Raw genomic sequence first — 21876 nt, 5'->3', positions numbered from 1 at the left:
GGCGTTCGCGACGATGGCTACCGGCCAGGCCCGCTCCCCTGAGTCTCGTGGTGGCCCTGCAGCTCACCATGAGCACCGCCTGGTGGATGGCGCTGGTCGCCAACCAGGCACGGGCGACCTACGAACTGGGGGCGACGGAGCTGTACCTCGCCCTGTTGACCACGGTCTGGGGCGCCCCCTCCATCCTCCTGGGGCCGTGGATAGGGCGTCTGGCTGATCTGTACAGTCCCGCCGTTGTGGGGGCGGCGAGCACTGCCGTCGGCATCGGCGGGGCGGTCGGCCTTGCCGTCGCGGACTCGGCGCCGTGGTTGCTCGTGGCGGCCTTGACCAGCGGAGTGGCCAGGGCGGTCACCCAGGTGGCCATCGACGCATTCCCCAGTAGGGTGCTGGGGAGCAACCAAGAAGTGAAATCGAGCATTCTGCTGGGCTTCGCCAGCAGCGTACCCATCGTTGCCGGCCCTACCCTGTCGGCCGTCATGCTGGCGAACTGGGGCAGCAACAGCGCCCAGTGGGCGAACGCGGCCGTCCATCTGGTCGGATTCGCAATCTTCTGCGTGCTGCGGGTTGATGTGCCCTCCCGCAGTAGGGACAGGGGCGCTGATACGGGCGGCCGTCACCGGATCCTCATCAGAGACCCGTCGCTGCGTGAGGCACTGGTGTTGACGGGCATTGTATGGGTATCCCTGGGCTGGATCGGCCCGTTGGAGATTCTCTTCGTCAGCGAGGTGTTGTCCGAGCCGGCTGAGACGTACGCGGCTCTGCAAGTAGCCTTCGGAGTCGTGCTCCTGGCGGCGACGTACGCGATGTCGAAGGGACAGACTCTCGTCGTCCGCCGTTGGTTCTTCGTCATGACCGTGGTGTTCGTCGGCGCCGGGGAATCCCTGTTCGCCTCTTCCCACAGTGTGGGCATGGCGTTCGCTGCCATCTCCCTCTGGGGAATGGCCACGGGTCTGTTCAACCCTGCGAGCAGGATCGCCTTCCTCAAGGCCGCTCCTGCGGAGATGCACGGACGCGTCATGGGGCTCTGGAGGGCAGTGCAGTCCTTCGGCAGCCTGGCCCCTCCGATTCTTGCCGGTGTCGTCGCACACGCCTACGGACTGCGGACGGCCATGCTCGGCATGGGTGTCTGCACTCTGTTCGCCGCAGCGGTGGCGCTCGGGATCTCCGCTCGGCGTGGGATGCCCGGAGAGCGGTCGGCAGCACGGACGGCGGGCGACGCGCGAGCGGATGAGGAGGGCATCGGGTGCACCGACGAGATTCGGAGCCGCTGAAAACCAGATTCAAATCGAGCCGTATCGGAGGCGTTCGACGCCGTCCCCTGTGGAAACCACGAATTCTAGAACGGAGCGGTGGATGTCCCGCGCCGCCGCCGTCGGGCTTCCGGTCACGGGGCTGACCCTGGTCAACCCGAGGCACTACCACTCGGACACCGCCCTGGCCGTACTCTCCGATACTGAAATAAAGCACTGTCCGGCAGCATTCACGACAGCAGCCAGGAAGCCTGAAGGAGACTCTCCCAGACGCCGTCATCGCGCCGGACGAAGACGCCGCGGTGTTCGGACTCAACGCCTTTTCGGACGGCCGGAACGTTCTTCTGCCCAAGGGCGCACCGGCCTGATTCTGCAGTGAAGAAACGAGGTTTCAGCCCCATCGGAGTGGTCGTATCGGAACTTCTCAAAGCTGGCGGCAGCGTCAAGTGCTGCTTGCTGGTGCTTCGCTGACCCGCAAGCCAATAGGGAGGCTAAACATGAGTACCAACCGCGAACTGCTCATACTGAATTCCGTCCTGTTGATCGACGGACCCGATGACGGGCCCTACTCCGCAGAGGAGATCGATAGACTGGTTGGGCTCTGCGAGAAGCTGCCGCGTGATACAGGAATCGGCGACAACAACAATGTCGAGGTCGGGCGCATAGTCGTCGACCCCTTCGACATCGCAGTGTCCAATTCCAGGTCCGCGCCTCATAAGGTGACAGCGCCGCACATCGCCGAGGAGATCCTTCAGATCATTGCCAAGAGTGAGGCAATGGACTACTGGGGCGAGTTGTTTGGCCACAATGTGTCCGTGCGACGGTCGCAGGTCAACTACATGCGGCGTGGCCAATACATAGGACGTCACACCGACTCGGAATCGAACCCGGAGTACTGCGCCAACATCGTAATCGGCCTCAGCGATGACTACACTGGGGGTGATTTTGTGGCTCACCTGGACAACGAACAGGCCCGCCGGTTCACCCTTCGCCGCGGCTCGATTCTCGTCGGCACCAACGACCTGCTGCACGAAGTGAGCGAAGTACGTTCCGGTGTGCGCGGTTCGCTGGTCATGTTCTTGGTACCCGAAGGTCAGTGACTCCATCTCGTCCTGGCCGGGGGCAATGACACGTTCGGCTGTTGGTGGACTCACCCGTCAAATCACGGAATCTTTTCGGCTTTGACGGCTCCAGGGTGAGGACGGCGGCGGCGATGACCGCCATGCGGCTGGGGCTGCAGCGGGCCCTGCGGTAGATGCGCCATGACTTCAGTCTCGCGATGCTTCGTTCGACCGGCGCTTGTTCACCGCCCCTTTTTGATGCGGGGCCACTCGTGGGCGGTCCAGCGGGCGGTCTCGGAGTCGTCCCGCTCGACCGCCCGGCGCTCGGGCCGTTGCAGACTCCAGCCCAGCCGGCCGGTCGGCAGTCGCCACACCGTCGCCCGTGACGGGGACACCCCCGTCACGCGCTCCACGACCAGACCGCCTCGCTCCGACGTCCACAAATCAGCCTCGAACCCATGTGCCTGAGCACCCCACCGCCCAGCCCCCATACAGAGCCTCTCCCTCAAGTCGCTTTGCCCTCGGTGTCGGCCTCAGAAGCTGCTGGATGGTGTCGTCCAGGGCGCTTGCCGCGTCGATCACGGTCTCCGTGGCGTCGGGCAGCAGGCCCTTCTCCCGGTACCAGTCGCGCGAGTGGTCACGATGCGGCGCAGGTCGTCCTGGCCGACGATCGCGAGATCGCGGCCGAACTTCTCGCGCGGACCGGCTGCGACGGACGACTTCCCCGAGGCGCTGTTGCCCCTGATCATGATCAGCCGCGTGTCTTCCGTTCCCACCATGCCCAGCACGCTTTCCGTCATGTGTCGTCGCCCTTGACACTCAGCTGCACCCGGTACTGATGGAAGTGGTCCCAGTTCATGACCAGGCGGAAGCGCTGGTGCGCCTCCAGGCGTTCCGCGTCGGCCGGCTCCCGGCCACGCTGCACGCGGGCGTCCCCGGACTTCACGAGCTCCGCGAGGGCGATGCGGACGTCGTCGGTATCCTGGCTGGTGGCGGCCGCCAGTCGATCCAGGGAAGTAAGGACCTCCTGCGGTTCACCCAGATCGTCGACCAAGTGGTTGATGAGCATGTTGACGAGCGGGCCGGTGCGCATCGTCCAGCGGACCCGGTCGAGCCGCTTGACGAGGTCGGCGTCCAGGGGCAGCAGGTCACCGGGCAACGGCAGCGCGGCGGGCATCGACCATCGGGGGCCATCCGGTGTCTCCTCGCGGCGCGCCAGGCCCCACGTCAGGTAGAGCTCGGACAGGTCCCGCACGGTCTTGGGCACCGGATAGCCGGCCGCCGTGAGCGCGGCGCCGAACTTCTCCCAGCGATGTGCCTCGTTCGCTTCACGTCCCTCCGGCACTTCCTCGTAGTCCCATTCCTCGTCGGGCCACGAGAACGTGAGCGCGCCGTCGAGATTGCCGCCGATCATGTCCCAGTGCCCGTCAAAGAGCTCCTGCAGGAGGTCGTCCAGGGAGCCGGTGAAACCGGGCTGACTCGCGGTTCCGATCAGCATCGTCAGCGGGAAGCCTTGGCGGGGCAAGACGTGGTCCCAGCCCGATGCCCACCAGTCGTTGTGCATCGCCAGGTCCCGGCGCGGTCCGGGCACAGACGGGTTGTCAGTCATCCGCAGCTCTCCCTTGAGGAACGGTCAGCGGTGGCAGCGTACGCACTGTGGTCGAAGCGTTGTCACGCGCGCCCAACCCAGGCCTGATGGCAGGAGGCGACGTACGGCTCCTCGCCGGCCTCGGCGCAGCATGACTGGGGGCGCCGGTACGCTCGGCGAGCCGGGTCAGGCCGCTGCGGAAGGTGCCGGGTTCCGCTTGAGGTGGGCTCCGTGCGGCCGTCGGCCGCGGGGCTCCGGGGCCGGCAGCCGTTACGCTGCGCCCGGCAGTGACACCTGGGCCGTGAGGCCGCCGCCCGGGTTGGCGGTCAGGGTCAGGTCGCCGTGGTGGGCGCGGACGATGCCGGCGGCGATGGTCAGGCCCAGACCGTGGCCGCGGCGGGTGCGGTCCTGTTCGGCCAGGCGGCCGCTGCCGCGCAGGAAGGGCTCGGTGAGCCGGTCGACGGTATCGGACAGCGGTGGTCCGGTGTTCGTGACAGTCAGCAGGGCACGGCCGGGGCGCGCGGGATCGGGGCCGCTGGTCAGGGTGAGCGATCCGCCTGTGGGCAGGTTGTGGCGCACGGCATTGTGGAGCAGGTTGAGGACGAGTTGGCGCAGGAGTACGCCATTGCCGGTGGCCGGGACCGGATGGATGTCGGCGCAGACGGTTACGCCTCGTGCCCCGGCCTCCTCGCGGACGGTGTCGACGACGTCCCGGGCGGTGTCTGCCAGGTCGAGCGGTTCCATGGCGGGCGGGACGTGGTCGAGGGCGGAGAGCCGGAGCAGGGCGTCGGTGATGTCGATGCCGCGCTGGTTGGTCTCGCGGAGCCGGGAGACGAGTCGCCGGTAGTCCTGGCCGTCGGGGTCCGCGGCGGCCACGTCGAGCATTGTGCGGCTGACGGCGAGAGGGGTGCGCAGTTCGTGTGAGGCGTTGGCGGCGAAGCGCTGCTGGGCGTCGAAGGACTGCTGGAGGCGGGCGAGCATGATGTCGAAGGTGTCGGACAGCTCGGTGAACTCGTCGCGCGGGCCGGCGAGTCCGACACGGTGGTCGAGAGAGCCGCCGGCGGCTTGGCGGGCGGCTCGGGTGATGTCCTGGAGCGGGCGCAGCACACGGCCCGCGATCAGCCAGCCGGCGGCGAGCCCGATCAGGGCGAGGAGCAACAGGGCCACGCAGGACGCCTTGACCAGGGCGTGGAGGATGTCCGGGCGGGTGGCGACCGCAGCGGCCTGAGGGTTCACGTCGCCCAGCGGGTAGTCGGGCACGAAGCGCATGGCCAGGTAGCCACACCCAGCACCCCTGGGTGACCCAACCCTACGAATGGCTCGATCAACCCGATCAAGAAGGTAGAGCCGCCTGTCCAGATGCCCGGAGGCGACCATGCACGACCACGACCCCCTCGCGAACCGCTCCGCCACGGCCGTACGGCGCTCCCCGGTCCGTATGGCCGCCGGAGCCGGGGCTGCCCTGGTGGTCGTGCTGGCGGCAGTCTGGGGCATGGCGAGCCGGGACGAGCCGGCCGCGCGGGCCACCGCTGCGGGGGACCGCGGGAGCGGCCGGGGAGAAGCGGACTCACTCCCTTCGACACCCAGTACCCGGCAGTCGGCCGTTTGGACAAGGGCCTGCTCAAGGCCGTGCAGGATGCGGCCCGGGACGCTCGCGAGGACGGCGTCGAATTCCGGGTCACCTCGGGTTGGCGCAGCAGGGAGCACCAGCAACGGCTCCTGGACGAGGCGGTCCGGAGGCACGGAAGCGCGGAGGAGGCGCGGCGGTTCGTGAACACCCCGGCCAAGTCGGCCCACGTCTCCGGGAAGGCCGTCGACATCGGCCCCACCGACGCCGACGACTGGCTCATCCGCCACGGCGAGAACTACGGACTGTGCCAGGTCTACAACAACGAGATGTGGCACTTCGAGCTGCTCACCACGCCCGGTGGCGCCTGCCCAGTCCCTCTGACGGACGCGGCGGGCTGACCGGCGATGGCTTCGGTCAACGGATCGACGCGCATCCCCTGCGAGGGACCCGCTGATGGCACTGGCCGCGACGGCTGTCCCGGGTGACACGGCCCCGGCCCGCGCGGCGGCACTGATCGGCGCGGTACAGCACGGATCGGATCAACGCGGCTCGGCGCGGCGTGCGGACCGCACACCGTGCGCCGTTGCGACGGTGACCGGTGCTTGACCCTCCCGGCGTTCGCGGAAACCGGAGGCGTTGATGTCGGCGTAGTGCGCGCCGGCCTCTCAGCCCGGCCGGCCGGCCAGCGGGTATGTCCACAGCCGGCAGCTGAGCGCGAGACTGAGCGGCGGGCGCCGATGTGCACTTCCTGCAGCGGCGCTCAGCGGCTGACGAGGCGCACGCTCGGCGTGACATCCAGACTCTGCGGGCCGTGCGGGTCAGGGGCCGGAGGCGGTGGCCGCGGCCAGTTCCCGGTCGGCCTCCGCCAGCCGGGGGTGGCTCTGTTCGGCCAGCCCCCGCCGGGCCGCCTCCAGCACCGTGCGGGCCTCCGTCTCCCGGCCGAGTCGGCGCAGCGCGATGGCCAGGTCGAGGCGGGCCGGTTCGCTCCACGCGGCCATGCCGGCCGCTTCGAGGCCGTCGAGGGCGCGGCGCAGGAGGGGCCCGGCCTCCGCCCAGCGGTCCAGCGCGCCGAGGTCCTGGCCGAGGTGGTGGAGGGTACTGGCCCGGAACAAGGTCAGAAGGTCCGCCGACTGGCCGGGGATCCCGGCGAGACACAGCTCCTTGCTCTGCCGGTGGATGGTCAGGGCCTCCTCCGGCCGCCCCATGGAACGCAGGTATCCGCCCAGTGTGTTGAGCGTCGACAGTTCTGCCAGCCGGGCCTGTGGCGCGGGGTTCTCCCGGTGGCAAGCCGCGGAGTTCTCCAGCCACGTCACCGCCTCCTCGGCCCGTCCGAGGCGGTACAACGACCCCGCCCCGTAACCGTAGGCCCAGCCGGTCTCGAGGAGGTCGCCCACCTCTCGCGCCACGGCCAGCGCCTTACGGGCCGTGGCCAGCCCACGGACGGGATCGTGGAGGCACAGGTTGTACGACCAGGCCAGGTAGTTGAGGTGCACGGCCTCCTCGCGCCGGTTGCCCAGAGCCCGTGCCGCCGCCACCGAACAGCGGAACACCTCCGTCCACTGCTCCCAGTGCTGGACGCGGTCCGAGAACCAGTGCATGGCCTCCGCCGCGTCCAGGACCTCCCGGTGGTGACCGTCCGCGAGGGCCTGGTGCAGGGAGTCCAGCCACTGTGCCCGCTCCGCCTCCAGCCAGCCCCGCGCCTGCTCGGGGCCGCGCGGCGCGGTGGCCGGGTCCGGGTCGCCCGAGGGCGGGTGTTCGGGGTCGAAGTGGAGGGCGGCGGCCCCGGCCCGGGCCAGCGTCCAACGGGCCGCGTCCACCCGGGCGCGGGCGAGCTCGGCGGGGTCGTCCTCGGCCAGTTGCTCGGCGGCGAACAGCCGCAGGAGATCGTGGAATCGATAGCGCTCGGCGATCGGGTCGGGCTGCAGCAGCCCGCGGTCGGCCAGTTCATGCGTGCACAGCGCGGCCTGCCGCAGCGTCGTGCCCGAAAGCAGCGCGACCGTCCGCGGGGAGAAGTCGGGCCCCGCGGCCAGCGTGGCGCGCCGCAGCATCCGCCGCGCCGACGGGTCCAGGCGGGCGTACGAGAGCGCGAAGGCCGCCCGTGCCTGGAGGTCCCCGGCCCGCAGGGCGTCCAGCCGGCGGCTCTCGTCGGCGAGGAGCGCCGCGAGTTTGGCGAGCCGTTCCTGTGGCTGGGCCGCCAGCCGCTGGGCGGCGATCCGCACCGCCAGCGGCAGCTGCCCGCACAGGTCGGCCAGGTCGCGCGCCGCCTGTGCCTCCGCCGCCACCCGCTCCGGGCCGATGACCCTGGCCAGCAGGGCGACGGACTCCTCACGACGCAGCACCCCCAGCGTGATCCGGTGCGCGCCTTCCAGGCCGGCGAGCGTGCCGCGGCCGGTCACCAGGGTCAGCGAGGGCCCGTTCGCGAAAAGCAGTGGCCGGACCTGTTCCTCGTCGGCGGCGTCGTCCAGGAGCAGCAGCATCCGCCGTTCCCTGGCCACCGTCTGGAACAGATCGGCCCGGTCCTCGGTGTCCTGCGGCACGGCGGCCACGGCGACCCCGCAGGCGTGCAGCAGCCGTCCCAGGACCTCGCGCGGCGCGGCCGGCTCCGCGTGCGTGCCGCGCAGGTCGACGGTGAACTGCCCGTCCGGGTAGCGGTCCGCGAGGCTGTGCGCGGCCCGTACCGCGAAGGCCGTCTTGCCCAGCCCCGGCTGGCCCGTGATCAGCACCACCGGCGCGGGCTCCCCCTCGGCCACCGCCCGCAGCCGGGCCAGGTCCTCCTCTCGGGCGGTGAAGTCCCGTACGTCACGCGGCAGATGCAGCCCGGCCTGCGCCACCGGAGCATGCTTCGGCCGGGGCCGGCCCGAGGCCGCCGCCCGCTCCAGTGCCTCGGCTTGTGCCCCGTCCGGCGCGAGCACCGCCACCAGCGCGGCCACCGTCCGCCGCTGCGGGCCCCGGGTGCGGCCCCGCTCCATGTCGGCCAGCGCCCGCACGCTCACCCCGGCGTGGTGCGCCAGCTCCTCCTGGCTGAGCCCGGCACGCTGGCGCAGGCCGCGCAGCAGCGGCCCGAACTCTCCGCGGGCGGTGTCGGCGGTGCTCATCGTGCGGTTCCCCCGTACAGAGTGCGGCCGGTACGCGGTCCGGCAGAAGTACGCAGCATGCTACTTCCGCCGGCGGGACTTCCTGGTGACGGCCATGTGGCCGGTGGTGGACTGGCCGTGGTGAGACCGGGAGCGAGCGCGATCCCGCTCGCTCACCCCCGGGCACACCATCCATACAGGCAGAGAAAAAAGCACGATGAAGAAGATCAAGGCGGCCATCCTGACGGCCGCGGTCGTCGACGGCACGGTCCTCGCGGCTACTCCGGCACAGGCCCTCAGCCATTGCCAGCGCGGCACCGGCACCGGCACCGGCACCGGCACCGGCACCATCATCTGCGAATACGGCGTCGGCACCTACACCTCGAAGCGCGGTGTCGAGTACGAGTTCGCGATCGGCACCGACCGCGCCGCCTGCGTCCGCACCAAGACCTCCTCCAACAACTGCACCAACTGGTCCTCCATGGGCGGATGGTGGCAGAGCGGCGTCCACACCGCCCCCACCCGGCGCGTCGGTGACAACGTCGAGTTCCAGATCTGGGCCGAGGGCAGCGGCGGGCTCTGGTGGGGTCAGGACTACGCGCCGGATGGCACGCGCACCGGCTGGCACCGCGTCTCCGTCGAGCCCATGCCCTGACCGTTCCCGGTCGGCGAGTGACGCCGAAGGGCCTGCACCCGTCCGGGTGCAGGCCCTTCGCGCAACCGCACATGCTCATCACCGCGCAGACCTACCGGCACCCGGCGTCGCCGCAGCTCAGCTACTGCGCCCTGCGGGCCGCCTTCGACCAGAGCAGCCCGCTGCCCCGCCAGGTATGGGCCGACCGGATCCTCTGCGAAGCCCAGGAGAGCGCCGCCCCCGTCCATCTCGTCCGGCTCTTCGGTGTCCATCCCGAGGTCGCCGTGAAGTACGTACACACAGCACACGCGGACAAGGCACCACCCCGCGCCCGCTGACCGAGCGACACCGGCCGCCGGGGCGGCGACGCGCGCAGCGGATGGCGGACGGCGGCCCGTGTCGGGTCCGTCTACGGGCCCGGGCTAAGGGCTGTCCCGTAATCCGTGGTGGATCAGCGCGCGGCGTCGGATGTGGTGCGTCGCAAGGCGGAGGGGTGCCCGCATACGGTACGTATGTGGGCGTTCCGACAACGCCGCGAGGCGCCGCAGCTGTCGTCGCGCGCCCGCCAGGGATTACGGGACAGCCCTTAGGGACGCGGCGTCCGCCGACCCGTGCCAAACTCGCCGAGCGGCGCGACGAGGCCGGGATCGGTCACGGACATCTGGTCGCCGAAGGCCACGGTCGCGTGCGGGGCGGGGGCGGAAACGGGCCGTCCGCGGTCCGCCGCGGACGCCTGGCCGGTGGCCGCGGCCGCGGCCGCGATGACGACGCCACCGGCCACGGCCACGGCACCGGTAAGCAAAATGCTCTTCTGCTTCATGCTGGCTCTTGCCTTTCGCTCTGCTCGACATTTCCCGCTTTTCATTCCTGGACCACCGAGGGGGTCCAGACGGGGGCGCTGTGCGTCGGCGGTACCGTTCGCCCGCCGGTGCCGGGCAGCGCCCCTGCGGCAGGCCCAGTCGATCACGGTGGACGGGCACGGTCCCAGGCAGTCCCACCGGCAGAAATACGGTCGGCGTTCTTCTGCCGGGCCTCGGATCTACCGTGCCGGCGCAGTTGCTGCTGTACCGTCGGGGTCGCGGTTCCGGTGCCGGGTGTCCGTCGCGGGTGCCCGTCGGCGTCGTTGCCGCCGCGGACCGTCGCATGCGCTCGGTCCGGCTCGGCTAGGACCTCGCCACTGTGCAGCAGTGGATGTGCGAGCAGGCCCTCGAACCCGCCGCCGGGGACAAGAAGCGCAGGGTGGTACACCGGACCGCCCGAGCCGCACGGGACCGACCCGGTCGAGACCCCGTGGATGCAGGCCGGCCCCGACCGGCTCACCATCACCCGCGACGGCGCCGTCGATCCACCAGGGCCACCACGCGCTGTCCCGCCCCACCGCCACCGAACCCCGGCCCGCCGCCCGGCTCGCGCCCGGCGCGTTCGCGCTGCCCTGATCAGGACGGCGACCCTCGATGAAGCCGCCCGGCACGCTCCGGGCGCGGACGGACCGCTGCCGGCCAACTGGGAGTTGCACTGTACGCTGACGGAAAAGCTGGAGAGCCGGCAGAAGGAGGGCACGCTGCGCGAAAGCCCGCTGCTGCTGGTCGAGTGGCTGGCATCCCGAACTGTGCGCCTACGTCGCCGGGCAGGTCGGGGAGCGGGCCCGGGTGGAGCGGTGGCTGCGTGACTTCGGCGATGAGGTGTACCGCCGCCCCCGCCCGCAGGACTCCGCCGGAACCGAACGGCCCGTCCGCATCGGCGCCCTGTACCTGCGGTACCTCCGCGACTTTCACCAGGGCGAGGACGCACGGGAGATGGCCCTGCCCCTCGCCCTGTGGGCGGGCTCGCAACTGGCGGCGCTCATGCTCGACGACCCCGAGCGGATCGGCGCGTACCTGAACGCCCGCGATCACACGTTCCCGCCGCCGTCGTCCTGAACGGACACCAGGGAAACGTGAACAGGTACCGATGCGGATCCGGGTCCTGTTCAGCGGGCGGACTGTGACGCCGCTCGCGAGCTGGCCGAGGAAGCTGATGATCCCCTGGCCCACGGGCGTCGGAGCGATGAGCACGCCCAGGGCCAGGATGGTGATCACCGTGAACTTCACGTCCAGCCGACTGCGCGCCTCGGTACGGCGGCGCAGCCGGAACACGATGATGACCGCGAGCAGCACCGCTACGTTGACCCGTAGATGCGACCCCGGGCGCACCTCCCGTGCGGGGGGGCTCGGCTCCCGAGCCGCGGCGCGGCGGGGCCGCCCCGGGGGGGAGCATGTGTGCGTCGTCATCGGGTGGCGAGGGCTGCGATGGCAACGGCGGCGCCGAGGCACGTCACCAGGAGCGTCGCACCACCCATGGCGACCGTCAGCGGCGTGGCGAGGGTGGGGTGCTGGTGCGTCATGTAGGCGAGTCCGCCCATCGCCAGGCCGATGACGACGACCAGGACCAGCAGCAGGGTCAGGACCAGCAGGACGCGCAGGGCACGCGAAGACACGATAGATCTCCGTTTCGTTCGAAGACTGCGAACGCCTCCCCTGCAATGACCTGGCCCTTCCCAGCCTCGCCGCGACACTGTGCTGCTACGAGCGACTTCTCCGGCTCACCGCACAGGACACTGTCTCAGCAGACGGCAGAGCCAACGGAAGCGGGTCCGGCGGGCGTCTCGGGAGACTTCAGCGTGTGGCGCCAGTTGGTCGAAGCCGTGGAAGCCGCCTGACCATATGTGCAGTTCGGCATCTCCGCCGGCTTGCCAGATGCGCGTCGCGTACTGGGTGCATTCGTCACGAAAGGTCTCTGCGGCACCGGCGTCCACATAGGCGGGCGGCAACCGGGACAGGTCCGCTGCGCGGGCGGCCGCGGCATAGTACGAGACCTGCGAGCCTTCCCGTTTCTCGCCGAGAAGAGCGGTCCAACCCAGGCTGTTGGCACGGCGGTCCCACACTCCCAGTCCGGTCATCTGGTGTGCCGAGGGGCTGTCGTTGCGGTCGTCGAGCATGGGACACATCAGCAACTGGCCAAGGATGGCGGGACCCTTTCGGTCGCGGGCCATCAGGGCCAAAGCAGCCGTGAGGCCTCCGCCGGCGCTGCCGCCGACAACGATGACACGTTGGCGGTCCACGCTGAGCATGCCGGCATGGCGGGCGAGCCACATCAACCCGGCGTAGCAGTCCTCGATCGCCGCTGGGTACGGGTGCTCAGGTGCCAGCCGATAGCCGACGGATACGACCGCCAGCTCGAGGGGCTCAGCCCACTCGTGGAGGATCGTCTGCATTCCGGTGCGGTTGGATCCGCCGATCATGCCTCCGCCGTGCATGTGGTAGATGACCGGCGCTTGTTGGCGTAGGCCGGTGGGGCGTGCGAAGAGGAGCGAGACGTCCGGTGCTCCGTCCGGACCGGGGGCGAGGAACTCTTGGATCTCGAACCTGCCGTGATCGCGCAGCTCCTCGAGTGAAGGGTCCGTCGTGGTGAGTTGCGCACGCCACCGGGGGATATCGTCGGCCGACGTCGGCGCGTTCTCCTGGGGCGTGCCCAGGTTCTCCAACTCCGCGTTGAGTTCGGGGGCGAAGGGCACGGGCGGCGCCGTGAGCCGCGTCTGATCTCGGTTGCTGTTCATACTCTTTCTTCCTCTCGATGTGTTCGCCGAAGATCTCGGAATTGAGTGGGCAGTGCAGTGCCGTGATCCAGGTACGACGTCGTGACTGAAGAAACGGCTGATCGGTTGGCTTGCCGCAGAGGGTGTTGATGCCGAGCACCGCCAGGTCACCCAGCCGTATCTGACACTCACCGAACTCGCCGTGGAAGATGGCGGACCCCGCAGACGAAGACGGGGCTCACCCAGCCGTACGCCACGGGCGCCACGGCACGGTGAGCGCGTGATGGCGCGCATGGATCGGCGCGTGACAACGGCGTGCGAACGAGGAGGCGGGGCAGTCATGTGACGACCCGCCTCCTGGCCCGCTTGTCGTAGTGCCCGATCCGAGACGGTCAGATGCCCAGGTCCCGGCGCTGATGCATCCGTCCGTTTCCGTCGAGCTCGATGATGGTGTCGACGCCGATCCGTTCGAGGAACGCGAAGTCGTGGCTGACGACGAGAAGCGCGCCGCGGTACGCGTCGAGGGCTTCGGCGAGTTGCTCGACGCTGGCGATGTCGAGATTGTTCGTCGGCTCGTCCAGGATCAGCATCTGGGCAGGCGGCGCCGCCAGGAGGAGCCGGGCGAGCGAGACCCGGAATCGCTCCCCGCCGGAGAGTGTGCGGACGGGGCGGTCCACGCTGTCACCGCGGAGGAGCAGCCGGGCAAGCTGGTTGCGGATGGTGCCGGCCGGCGTGCCTGGGGCGACAGCCTGTACGTTCTCCATCGCGCTGGCGTCATCATCGAGCCCATCGAGACGTTGCGGGAGGAAACCGATGAGTTCGGTGACAAGGCGGCCGCGCGGTCGCCCCGGAGTCGGCTCGACACGCTGAACGAGCTGCTCGATCAGGGTCGACTTCCCGGCGCCGTTCGCGCCGACGAGCGCCACCCGCTCCGGGCCCTGTATCACCACGGTTCGGCCCTCGTCCTCCAGTTCCGCCAGCCGTCGTCCTCGTGGGACGTCCGGATCGGGCAGGACGAGATGGATGTGCTCCTCGTCGCGGACGCGTGCGTCCGCAACATCGACGGCGGCCTGTGCGGCTTGGACTTTGTTGTCGAGAGTGGAGCGCAGTGATCCCGCGGATGCCTGAGCCTTGCTGGCGCGGTTGCCGGCGAGGATCTTCGGGATGCCGCCGTCCTTCTGGGTCTTCTTCCCAGTCCGCTCACGGCGCGCCAGCTTCGTCTCCGCCTCGATGCGTTGCCGTTTCTCGACTTTGAGCGCCTGCTGGGCTGAGCGTGCGGCCTGCGCCGCGGCCGCCTGCTCCTGCTCCTGGTGCTCCTTCCATGCGCTGTACGGGCCGCCGAACGTGTCCAGGGTGCCGCCGTAGAGCTCGGTCGTGTTGTCCATGTGCTCCAGCAGTTCGAGGTCGTGGCTGACGACGACGAGCGTCCCGGGCCACTGGTCGACGAACTCGGCGAGCTTGGCGCGCGTGGCGCGGTCGAGGTTGTTGGTGGGCTCGTCGAGCAGAGTGATCGGAGTGCGACGGATACGCAGCCCGGTGATCGCGATGAGCATGCCCTCTCCGCCGGAGACCTCGGCCACGCGGCGGCCGAGGTCTGCGGCGGAGAACCCGATCTGGTGCAGTGCTTCGTCGGCACGGGACTCGATGTCCCAGTCGTCACCGATCGCATCGAAGTGGCGTTGGTCGACATCGCCGGACTCGATTGCCTTCATCGCGTCGAGGATCTCGTGGACGCCGAGCAGCTCGGCGATGGTGGTGTCCTGCCGCAGTGTGAGCGTCTGCGGCAGGTAGCCGACCTCGCCCACGGTGTCGATCTGCCCAGCGGTCGGCCGCAGGTCACCGGCGATGAGCCGGAGCAGAGTGGACTTGCCGGCGCCGTTGCGGCCGATCAGCCCGGTTCTACCGGCAGTGAAGGTGCCGTTGACACCGGCGAGCGCGACGGTGCCTTCGGGCCACTCGAAGGTCAGATCGCGCAGCACGACGGCGGACTTCGTAGACATAGTCAGTGCTTCTCTCTTCTCTCGTCCGTCAACCGACGGGCGTGACGGGGATCAGTTCTGTGTCGGCTGAGGCAGCCCCCGGGGAAGGCGTGGCGAAATACCTCGCGTGCAATTGCCCGCAGGCGGCCTCGATGCCCGTGCCGAACTGGCGCCGTCTGGTCGTGTGCACGCCGCGCGCGGTGAGCCCGCGCACGAACTCGTCCACGCGGGTCGAGGACGGTGCGCGATACTCCGGCGCCGCGCCGACCGCTTCGTTGTAACGGATGACGCTGACGTGGAACAGCTCGGGCCTGGAGCGCCGGTGGACCAGCTCGGCGAGGGCAGCGCGGTGGTCGTCGCTGTCGTTGACGCCGGCAATGAGCAGATAGGCCAGGTAGACCTTGCGACGACGCGTGGCAGCGTGCCGGTCGAGGATGTCGAGGCTCTGCGCGAGCGGGAACGTCTCCTCGAGCGGGATGATCCGCGCCCGCTCCTGCGGAAACGGCGAGTGCACCGAGAGCGTGATCGTCACCTGCGGGTGCTCATCCACGAGGCGGGCGAGATTCGGTGCGAACCCGACCGTGGAGACTGTGACCCGTCGCGCGGACATGTCGGCGTAGGCGGCGTCCGTCAGCAGCGTCAGCGCGTCGAACACATGCGGGTTGGCAAGGGCCTCCCCCATGCCCATGAACGCGACGCTGGCCGGCCTCGGCAGGCCCGTGCGCGTCCAACGTGGATGCATCACCTGTGCGACGATCTCGTCCGCTGTGAGGTTGCGTATCAGGCCGACCGCCCCAGTGGCGCAGAAGGTGCAGCCCAGACCGCATCCGGCCTGCGACGAGACGCACATGGAGTCCCATCCGGCTCGATAGTGCGAGACAACGGTCTCGATCCGCGCTCCGCCGTCCGATGCGAACAGCACCTTCTCGACCTGCTCGTCCCGTTGCACCTCCAGCGGAGTCAGCGGGTGCAGCAGCGGCCCGAACCGCTCCGCGAGCTCGCCGCGAAGGCGCGCCGGGAGGGCGTGGACGTCGGCGAAGGTCTCGGCCGTCGAGCTCTGCCACGCGGTGATGAGCTGGTGAAACCGGAATGCGGGCATGCCCGTCTGCGCGAGGTGATCGCGAATGCGCATCCAACGGCTCCTTGGGGTCAGGACCGTGCTCATGCGTCACCACCGGTAGGAGGCAAGACCTCACGCCCCCGGTAGAAGCCGCAGTGCTGGCAGGCGCGATGCGAGGGCGTGGCCTTGCCGCAGGCGGGATTCGTGCAGGTGGCAAGGGCCGGAGCGCCGGTCTTCCAGTGCGCTCGACGATGACGAGTGCGGGAACGCGAGGTGCGATGTTGCATGGGAATGCCATTCGTGAACGGGTTGTGTGAGCCAGCGGAACTGGCAGGACAACCGACCACGGGGCCGTGTGTCGATGCGGCGAGAGGTGCGAGTGGGACTGGCAAAGAGCCACGCTCCTGCGGCATGGGAGCCGCTGCCCGAATGCCGGGCAGGAGGAGGTTGCATTCTCAGCAGGTCGTAGTCGCGCGTTCGCAGTCATGCACCCGGGACCAAGGTCGGTGCGATGCGATGCGAACGTGCCGGCGAGATTCACGCGGCGGTGTCAACGCCCGGAAGGGCGGACTCACGCGCGTGCGTCGAGAAACGATCGTTCACCGATGTGGACGACGCCCACACGAGTGAAAGCCACCGGCAGTTCGGTGGCTAGAACCTGTCTACCTCAATCAGTCCCATGCTCGCCATCATATCAGCCTTGCGTTGCCGGTCAGTACGCAGCCGTATCCGTCAGTGACGTGTGCAGGAGCCGGCGGTCCGGACCTGCCTCGGCTCTTCATCAGTACGTGCTCGATGGTCGTGCTGTACCCCCACGCCGGCCACCAAGCCGGAGCCGCCGCCGTGCGCGAGACGGTCCACGGCGCACCAGAGATCGGCCTGCGCCAACCGCGGGCGCCGTGAACGCCGAGGCCGGACGGAACAGCGGGCAGAACCGCCGCGCCGCCCGGCCTGCCCCGAACAACCCGGCACCTCCTTGTCCGGCTGTCGCGTACGAAGAGGTGTCGGCGGGGCGGGGCGCTCAACCCCGCGGCGGCAAACTCACCGAGCAGCGGCGCGCGGACCACAACGCGCTCGGGATGCGCTGGTAGCGGGCGCCGGTCGGCGGGATGTGCGAGGAGGGGCGGCCCGTGGGTCCGCCCCTCCTTCCTGTGTTCCAGCGGGCAGCGGGGCGGGTCTCAGCTCATCGGCCGCCCATGAGGAACAGGGCCGAGGCGGGATCGGAGAGGTTCTTCGCCAGGTGCTCGGCGTCGGTCGCGGCGGTCCGGAGTTCCGCTGCGGTCTCGGCCACGGCCTTCTTCGGGTCCTGGCCCCCGTCCAGCACGACCTTGTCCCCGGCCGGCCAGCATCTCCAGCACGTCGGCTGTCTGCTGGAATGCCTGCAGGAGTCGCTCGACCAGCTGATTGAGCGCCTGGACGGTCTCCGACGGCGCCGGCGCCGACAGCGTGCGCGCGTCGTCGAGCACCACGTGATTGAGGTCCTCGATCAGGTCCCGGGCCTGACGTACCAGCTTCGCCGGATCATCTTCGCTGCCATCGCTCGCTCCTCGCCGCTGATTGGTGTCCCTCAGTCCCGCAGGGAGAGGGGCCGTCACCGCGCCGGATCTCCACGCTCGCCGCTGGGAACTCGGGCGGGTGATCTTTCCCCCTCGCGCCCGGCCAGCGCGAGATCGATGCCTCAGATCATCGTTGAGCAGGGCATGGATCACGAGGCCGGTATCGGCCGGCACAGGCGACCACCTGCCCCGCCCCCACCGGCCGTGCCGGTCGTCTGGGATTGCACCTGCGGGGCCTGTGGCCCGGAAGAATGGCCGCGCTGCCTGGCCCTGGCCGGGCCGGAGCCTTCCGATGCCATCTTCTGGGACCGGTACCGATTGCCCGAGCCGTCGCCGGCCCGGCACAGGAAGCCGCGTCCGGACGACCCGGCGCCCGGCGGCACGATCTCCTTGCACGAGCGGCGCCTTCGTCGCGCCGCTGCCGAGGCTTCCGCGCTCTGACCCCTCCCAGCACCGCCAAGCCCCGGGCCGTCCGCGGCCGAGATGAGCGGCCTGACGCGGAAGGACCTCGCCCGGGACGCGGGGCTCGCTGCCCGGCCCGTCCCGAACGAGACGACTGCCGGGAAGGAGTTCCCCGTCTCCGGCAGTGTCTCCAGTGCGCCGGCCACGGGCCGGGTCGACCGCCCCGGCTTCACGAAAGCCGGGGCGGTCAGGCGGTACCCGTTCAAGGACGGCGACCAGGCGCGGACCGAACCGCTCGACGGCCTCGCAGCAGAGCTGGCGTTCGGCGGCGGCAGGGGGTCCGCAAGGCCGGGTGGCTCAGGCCCTTCCAGCTCGGCGACCCTGCGGCCACCGGCGGCACCGACGCCGTGAAGGCGTGACAGGAACGGGAGTACGGCGCCCTCGGCGTCCGGAAGATGTACCTGTCCAACAGCGTGAAAGCCCTGCTCGCTGAGCTGGGCGATGCCGACAACCGGACCGACGAGGAAATCCCCGCCGGCGAGGGCCAGGAGAAGCGCGAGCCGATCGCGATCGTCCCGCGCGACGTCTGGTACGAGCACGTCGTACCGGTGCGCGGGCGGCGGCTCGCGCGCTCAAGGCGGCGGGGTCCGGGGGCGTCACGGCGGTCCGCAAGCTGATCAAGCCCTGAGCCTGACGTTTATCCTCGCCTGTCACCCAACCTGCTGATCTGCGGTTCTTCCCGGGACAGCTGAGGCGGCCGTTCTCCACGTTTCGAGATGTCGAGTCACGAAGCACGAGAGAACGGCCGCTGCGTATGAGTCTCCCTGTCCCAGGGCCCGCAGGCGAGGCGTTGGATGTCTTGTCCCGCTTTCGGGTCGCGTTCTACGAGTGCCTTTACGCTCGGGCGGATGCGCTCTTCGAGCTCACGGACGCGGTGCTGTGCGTGGACGGGCCGGTGAAGACGCTGGTGGAGCTGTCGCTGGCCCTCGAGCACCGGCGTGGGCATGGTGCTTTGTACGCAGCGTTGGACCGGGGCTGGGCAGAGCCGGTGCGGTTGCGGCGCACGCCGGCAGGCCTGCCGTTGCCGAAGGCGGCCGACGGGCGGATCGTACTGGCTGTGGACGTGAGTAACTGGCTCCGCCCTGACGCTCCGACCAGCGACGACCGGCTGTTCTGCCACGTCTGCGGACGCGGTGCCCGCAGCAAGGACCAGTTCGTGCCGGGCTGGCCGTACTCCTTCGTCGCCGCCCTGGAAACGGGCCGCACCTCCTGGGTCGCGCTGCTGGACGCTGTGCGTCTGGGGCCCGCCGACGACGCGACCGCCGTCACGGCAGCCCAACCCCGGCGGCGTTGCAGAGCGGTTGATCCTCGCAGGGCAGTGGAAGCCGGGAGATCCGAAGATGCTGATCGTCATGGACTCCGGCTACGACGTCGCCTACCTCTCCCACGCGCTGGCGGATCTGCCGCTCGTGCTGCTCGGGCGTCTGCGTTCGGACCGTGTCATGCTCCGCGACCCGGGTCCGGCCCGTTCCGGTCCCAGGGGCGGGCGTCCGCGCCGACACGGCGGCGTTCTCGCCCTGGCCCGGCCCGAGACCAGGCACACCCCCGAGGTGACCACGTCCACGGACACCACCCACTACGGCACCGCCGAAGCAATGGCCTGGGACCGCATGCACCCCCGGCTCACCCACCGCGGCCCCTGGCTGGAACACACGAAGGAAGAACTGCCTGTCCTGCACGGCACGTTGCTCCGCCTGAAAGTCGAGCACCTGCCGGGCGACCGCGACCCGAAACCCCTGTGGCTGTGGTGCTCGGCCATCGGCGCCACCGGCACGGACGCCGACCGCTGGTGGCAGACGTTCCTCCGCCGCTTCGATCTGGAGCACACCTTCCGGCTGATGAAGCAGACACCCGGCTGGACCCGCCCGAAGGCCCGCCACGCCGACACCTGACAGGCCGTCCGGGGCGGGGGCGCTTCCCGCGCTTCTCCCACCCGATCGAGCACGAGCACCGCGGCCAGGAGCAGCGTCGGGCCGTGGCAGGCGAAGAGCGGGAGGTGTCGTCGGCTTCGGGGGCGGGCGAGTGTGAGGCCGCTGGGCTGGGGCACGGTTGTGCCCGGCCGCTGGACTGGGGCACAACCGCGAGGGGCGAGCGTCCTGGTGGTCAGCGGTCGCGCGGGACGCCCCCACGCCCAGATGACCGACGCCTCCGGGCTCTCAACCGCATGGATTGCATGAGCCCGTGTCCCGCATGAAATTCCGTTGGCGTCCGGGTGGCGGGAGTTTCGGCCTGAACCAACTATCCGATCGGAATCGTGAATGGACCGCCGAGCGGCCGGGAGTACGCGGCGACGGGCCGCGGATCCGGCCGGCGGGACGGTGTGCTGGGTGGGAGGCGGTACGGAGAGCGGAGACCGCGCCCCGGCGAGACGAACGGGCGGGTGCAGCAAACCCGGTGGTCCGGACCGCAGGGCGTGGCGCTGCGGCGCTCGCCGTCCCCGGCCGGTCAATTCGTGTGCTGGGCCCGAGTCACTCGTCCGGGGGCGGGGAAACGATCCTGTCGGCAAAGACCGGCCGGGGCGTGCCACGGTGCGGTCATGAAGCTGATCAGCGTCTTGGCCGCAGCAGCCGTGGGTGCCGTGCTCGTTGCCGGGCCGGTGCCCGACGCTTCGGCGGCGCAGCGGTACTGGAACAAGAAAGCGAAGTGCGAAGAGACCGATCCCGAGGGCCGGGTGATCCCTACTCGGTACGGCAACGGCGATCTCGGCTGGAATCACTTCTCCGGCAAGCACAACATCAGGAAGTGCCGGGTCGTCGACGCGGCTCTGGCCGGGAAGGTGGACAAGAAGAGCGGGGGGCGCCTGGAGTACTACGGGGTCGCCCGCAACGGAACCCGGTTCGTCGAGGTCGTGGTCATCGTGCAGTACGCCCGCCGCACGGCCGACGGCGAGTACGACGCGGGCAAGGGCAAGAAGATCGGCGTCATCACGGCCTACTGCAAGGGCGTCACCAAGTGCCCGGCCTGGATCAACGCGTGAGTGGGCTGTGCGGGGAGACGGTCGAGCAGCAGGCGTACCTCACGCAGTTCCTTCTCGACTACACGGCGGTGCCTCTCGTCGACGGGACCTTCCTGCGTGGGGTGCTGCCGACGCGGGACGCGGTCCGGATCGTGACCGGTGGCGTCGACGCCGTGGCACCGGACGAGCTGGTCGCCTACGAGGTGCCGCTGGTGGACGACGATGACGAGCCGGTCACCGCCCCGCTGGTGCTGGGCTGGACGCGGACGCTCGCATCCGGCTGCCCCCCACAGCCGGACGCGTCCGTGATGGGCATGGCTCTGGTCCGGGTGGACCCTTCCGCCGTCGAGCCCGCCCCGCCGACCAGCACGGACCGTGTACTGCGCGTGCTGCGTACGCTGGCCTGGCCGTTCGCCGAGACACCGCCGAGTCCCCCGCTGTGCGGCTTCCTCCTCACCGGACAGGACAGCATGCGGCTCTACATCGCGGTCGAGGAGGCCGCCGGGCCGGTCGCGGTCGATGTGCGCCTCACCGGCGCCTTGACCGCCCTGCTCGCCGCACTCCCGACACTCGTACAGGAGAGAGAACGCTGGACACCCGGCACCGACCCGCACTGCGCCCACGCGGTCGACCTCACCACCTGGTGACAACCGGCGGCCGACAACAGGCACGCCCGAGGACGTGGCCACGCCTGGGTCCGCGTAACCCGGGTCGCCGAACGCCTTTCACGACCACCGCGGACGGCAGACGGAGCCCCGGCGTCAGCCCCGTCCGGGACGGGGGGAGTACGGCCCCGACCGCGCAGCGCGCTCAGGGCGGCCGGGACAAGGCCGGTGCGGTCCCCCGGGCCGGGCCGGCCGCCGTACCGAGGCCAGGGCGAAGTTCGCGACCCGGTGTGCGAGAACGTCGCGGCGCTCGGTGATGGCCAGCCAGGCGGCGATCGCGTCAGGGCCGCACAGCGAGTGGTACCAGTACGGCGCCGGCTGTGCGAGGGCCGGTTCGAGGCGCGGTCGGAAAGGGTCGGCGCGACCTCTCTTGCCCCTGGGCCGGGGTGCGTCGCCTGGGGGCACGCGCCGTACGTACCCCGCCTGCCCTTGCGGCCGTATGCCTCC

21 protein-coding genes and 3 pseudogenes are annotated in these 21876 nt (G+C 70.1%); 10 read left to right on the top strand and 14 right to left on the bottom strand.

The annotated features are described in order from the left end of the window. Positions 1 to 47: 47 nt before the first annotated feature. Both WA762_RS21990 and WA762_RS21980 read left to right on the top strand, forming a co-directional pair. The gene (locus tag WA762_RS21990; RefSeq protein ID WP_335937699.1) at positions 48 to 1271 is read left to right on the top strand and encodes an MFS transporter; all 1224 of its coding nucleotides are present in this window, start codon (positions 48 to 50) and stop codon (positions 1269 to 1271) included. Between the two features lie 476 nt (positions 1272 to 1747). Further along, the gene (locus tag WA762_RS21980) at positions 1748 to 2350 is read left to right on the top strand and encodes a 2OG-Fe(II) oxygenase family protein (RefSeq protein ID WP_335937697.1); all 603 of its coding nucleotides are present in this window, start codon (positions 1748 to 1750) and stop codon (positions 2348 to 2350) included. An 88-nt stretch (positions 2351 to 2438) separates the two neighbouring features. On the opposite strand, the pseudogene WA762_RS21975 reads toward WA762_RS21980, so the two are convergent. The 5 genes and pseudogenes from WA762_RS21975 to WA762_RS21955 all read right to left on the bottom strand — a co-directional run. Beyond that, positions 2439 to 2552, bottom strand: a pseudogene (locus tag WA762_RS21975) (IS5/IS1182 family transposase); the annotation flags it as partial. A 1-nt stretch (position 2553) separates the two neighbouring features. Further along, a complete protein-coding gene (locus WA762_RS21970) occupies positions 2554 to 2724 on the bottom strand; it encodes a winged helix-turn-helix domain-containing protein (RefSeq protein ID WP_443080649.1) in 171 nt (56 codons plus the stop codon). 165 nt (positions 2725 to 2889) lie between these two features. Continuing rightward, complete coding sequence (locus tag WA762_RS35730; RefSeq protein WP_443080648.1) at positions 2890 to 3111, bottom strand: P-loop NTPase family protein; 222 nt, start codon at positions 3109 to 3111, stop codon at positions 2890 to 2892. Then, positions 3108 to 3920, bottom strand: a complete 813-nt coding sequence (locus WA762_RS21960; RefSeq protein ID WP_335937694.1) for a DUF6042 family protein — start codon at positions 3918 to 3920, stop codon at positions 3108 to 3110. The genes WA762_RS35730 and WA762_RS21960 overlap by 4 nt, the downstream gene beginning before the upstream one ends. 249 nt (positions 3921 to 4169) lie before the next feature. Then, entirely contained in the window at positions 4170 to 5168 is a 999-nt protein-coding gene (locus WA762_RS21955; RefSeq protein ID WP_335937693.1) for a sensor histidine kinase, read from the bottom strand. 336 nt (positions 5169 to 5504) lie between these two features. Between WA762_RS21955 and WA762_RS21950 the strand changes: the two genes are divergently transcribed. Next, positions 5505 to 5867, top strand: a complete 363-nt coding sequence (locus WA762_RS21950; protein WP_335937692.1) for a M15 family metallopeptidase — start codon at positions 5505 to 5507, stop codon at positions 5865 to 5867. Between the two features lie 420 nt (positions 5868 to 6287). On the opposite strand, the gene WA762_RS21945 is transcribed toward WA762_RS21950, so the two are convergent. After that, positions 6288 to 8564, bottom strand: a complete 2277-nt coding sequence (locus tag WA762_RS21945) for an ATP-binding protein (RefSeq protein WP_335937691.1) — start codon at positions 8562 to 8564, stop codon at positions 6288 to 6290. A 196-nt stretch (positions 8565 to 8760) separates the two neighbouring features. Between WA762_RS21945 and WA762_RS21940 the strand changes: the two genes are divergently transcribed. Together WA762_RS21940 and WA762_RS21935 are read left to right on the top strand one after the other, a co-directional pair. Continuing rightward, the gene (locus WA762_RS21940; RefSeq protein WP_335937689.1) at positions 8761 to 9198 is read left to right on the top strand and encodes a hypothetical protein; all 438 of its coding nucleotides are present in this window, start codon (positions 8761 to 8763) and stop codon (positions 9196 to 9198) included. Positions 9199 to 9269: 71 nt separating this feature from the next. Next, on the top strand, positions 9270 to 9515 hold the full coding sequence (locus WA762_RS21935) for a hypothetical protein (protein WP_335937688.1): 246 nt from the start codon (positions 9270 to 9272) through the stop codon (positions 9513 to 9515). Between the two features lie 248 nt (positions 9516 to 9763). Here WA762_RS21935 and WA762_RS21930 read toward each other — a convergent pair whose 3' ends face one another. Further along, complete coding sequence (locus WA762_RS21930) at positions 9764 to 9997, bottom strand: hypothetical protein (protein WP_335937686.1); 234 nt, start codon at positions 9995 to 9997, stop codon at positions 9764 to 9766. Between the two features lie 829 nt (positions 9998 to 10826). Between WA762_RS21930 and WA762_RS21925 the strand changes: the two genes are divergently transcribed. Next, positions 10827 to 11096: a hypothetical protein gene (locus WA762_RS21925; protein ID WP_335937788.1), complete on the top strand. Its 270-nt coding sequence runs from the start codon at positions 10827 to 10829 to the stop codon at positions 11094 to 11096. Between the two features lie 63 nt (positions 11097 to 11159). Here the strand turns inward: WA762_RS21925 and WA762_RS21920 are convergent. From WA762_RS21920 to WA762_RS21890, 7 genes and pseudogenes are all read right to left on the bottom strand, one after another. Further along, positions 11160 to 11369: pseudogene (locus WA762_RS21920) on the bottom strand (hypothetical protein); the annotation flags it as partial. A gap of 74 nt (positions 11370 to 11443) precedes the next feature. Continuing rightward, entirely contained in the window at positions 11444 to 11653 is a 210-nt protein-coding gene (locus WA762_RS21915) for a hypothetical protein (protein WP_335937685.1), read from the bottom strand. A 105-nt stretch (positions 11654 to 11758) separates the two neighbouring features. Further along, entirely contained in the window at positions 11759 to 12772 is a 1014-nt protein-coding gene (locus WA762_RS21910; RefSeq protein ID WP_335937684.1) for an alpha/beta hydrolase, read from the bottom strand. A 371-nt stretch (positions 12773 to 13143) separates the two neighbouring features. After that, complete coding sequence (locus WA762_RS21905; RefSeq protein WP_335937683.1) at positions 13144 to 14730, bottom strand: ABC-F family ATP-binding cassette domain-containing protein; 1587 nt, start codon at positions 14728 to 14730, stop codon at positions 13144 to 13146. Between the two features lie 49 nt (positions 14731 to 14779). Then, entirely contained in the window at positions 14780 to 15862 is a 1083-nt protein-coding gene (locus WA762_RS21900) for a radical SAM protein (RefSeq protein ID WP_335937682.1), read from the bottom strand. A gap of 29 nt (positions 15863 to 15891) precedes the next feature. Beyond that, positions 15892 to 16077 (bottom strand): 50S ribosomal protein L32, encoded by a 186-nt coding sequence (gene rpmF, locus WA762_RS21895; RefSeq protein ID WP_335937681.1) that lies wholly within the window; start codon positions 16075 to 16077, stop codon positions 15892 to 15894. 896 nt (positions 16078 to 16973) lie between these two features. Further along, a complete protein-coding gene (locus WA762_RS21890) occupies positions 16974 to 17114 on the bottom strand; it encodes a hypothetical protein (protein ID WP_335937680.1) in 141 nt (46 codons plus the stop codon). Between the two features lie 1089 nt (positions 17115 to 18203). On the opposite strand from WA762_RS21890, the gene WA762_RS21885 reads away from it, so the two are divergent. From WA762_RS21885 to WA762_RS21870, 4 genes and pseudogenes are all read left to right on the top strand, one after another. Beyond that, on the top strand, positions 18204 to 18425 hold the full coding sequence (locus tag WA762_RS21885; RefSeq protein WP_335937679.1) for a hypothetical protein: 222 nt from the start codon (positions 18204 to 18206) through the stop codon (positions 18423 to 18425). A 137-nt stretch (positions 18426 to 18562) separates the two neighbouring features. Continuing rightward, positions 18563 to 19685 (top strand): annotated as a pseudogene (locus WA762_RS21880) (transposase); the annotation flags it as partial. Positions 19686 to 20344: 659 nt separating this feature from the next. After that, complete coding sequence (locus tag WA762_RS21875) at positions 20345 to 20785, top strand: hypothetical protein (protein ID WP_335937678.1); 441 nt, start codon at positions 20345 to 20347, stop codon at positions 20783 to 20785. Beyond that, positions 20782 to 21411 (top strand): hypothetical protein, encoded by a 630-nt coding sequence (locus WA762_RS21870; RefSeq protein WP_335937677.1) that lies wholly within the window; start codon positions 20782 to 20784, stop codon positions 21409 to 21411. Before WA762_RS21875 ends, WA762_RS21870 begins: the two co-directional genes overlap by 4 nt. Positions 21412 to 21876: the final 465 nt, after the last annotated feature.

Source organism: Streptomyces tyrfis (genome assembly GCF_037034285.1).
GTDB lineage: Bacteria > Actinomycetota > Actinomycetes > Streptomycetales > Streptomycetaceae > Streptomyces.
This window is presented reverse-complemented; position numbering and strand designations above follow the sequence as displayed.

Excerpts from the sequence above, each read along its gene's own strand:
- WA762_RS21980 (WP_335937697.1), top strand. The coding sequence starts at position 1,748 with ATGAGTACCAACCGCGAACTGCTCATACTGAATTCCGTCCTGTTGATC.
- WA762_RS35730 (WP_443080648.1), bottom strand. The coding sequence starts at position 3,111 with ATGACGGAAAGCGTGCTGGGCATGGTGGGAACGGAAGACACGCGGCTG.
- WA762_RS21960 (WP_335937694.1), bottom strand. The coding sequence starts at position 3,920 with ATGACTGACAACCCGTCTGTGCCCGGACCGCGCCGGGACCTGGCGATG.
- WA762_RS21955 (WP_335937693.1), bottom strand. The coding sequence starts at position 5,168 with ATGCGCTTCGTGCCCGACTACCCGCTGGGCGACGTGAACCCTCAGGCC.
- WA762_RS21945 (WP_335937691.1), bottom strand. The coding sequence starts at position 8,564 with ATGAGCACCGCCGACACCGCCCGCGGAGAGTTCGGGCCGCTGCTGCGC.
- WA762_RS21940 (WP_335937689.1), top strand. The coding sequence starts at position 8,761 with ATGAAGAAGATCAAGGCGGCCATCCTGACGGCCGCGGTCGTCGACGGC.
- WA762_RS21935 (WP_335937688.1), top strand. The coding sequence starts at position 9,270 with ATGCTCATCACCGCGCAGACCTACCGGCACCCGGCGTCGCCGCAGCTC.
- WA762_RS21930 (WP_335937686.1), bottom strand. The coding sequence starts at position 9,997 with ATGAAGCAGAAGAGCATTTTGCTTACCGGTGCCGTGGCCGTGGCCGGT.
- WA762_RS21910 (WP_335937684.1), bottom strand. The coding sequence starts at position 12,772 with ATGAACAGCAACCGAGATCAGACGCGGCTCACGGCGCCGCCCGTGCCC.
- WA762_RS21900 (WP_335937682.1), bottom strand. The coding sequence starts at position 15,862 with ATGCGCATTCGCGATCACCTCGCGCAGACGGGCATGCCCGCATTCCGG.
- rpmF (WP_335937681.1), bottom strand. The coding sequence starts at position 16,077 with ATGCAACATCGCACCTCGCGTTCCCGCACTCGTCATCGTCGAGCGCAC.
- WA762_RS21885 (WP_335937679.1), top strand. The coding sequence starts at position 18,204 with ATGTACCTGTCCAACAGCGTGAAAGCCCTGCTCGCTGAGCTGGGCGAT.
- WA762_RS21875 (WP_335937678.1), top strand. The coding sequence starts at position 20,345 with ATGAAGCTGATCAGCGTCTTGGCCGCAGCAGCCGTGGGTGCCGTGCTC.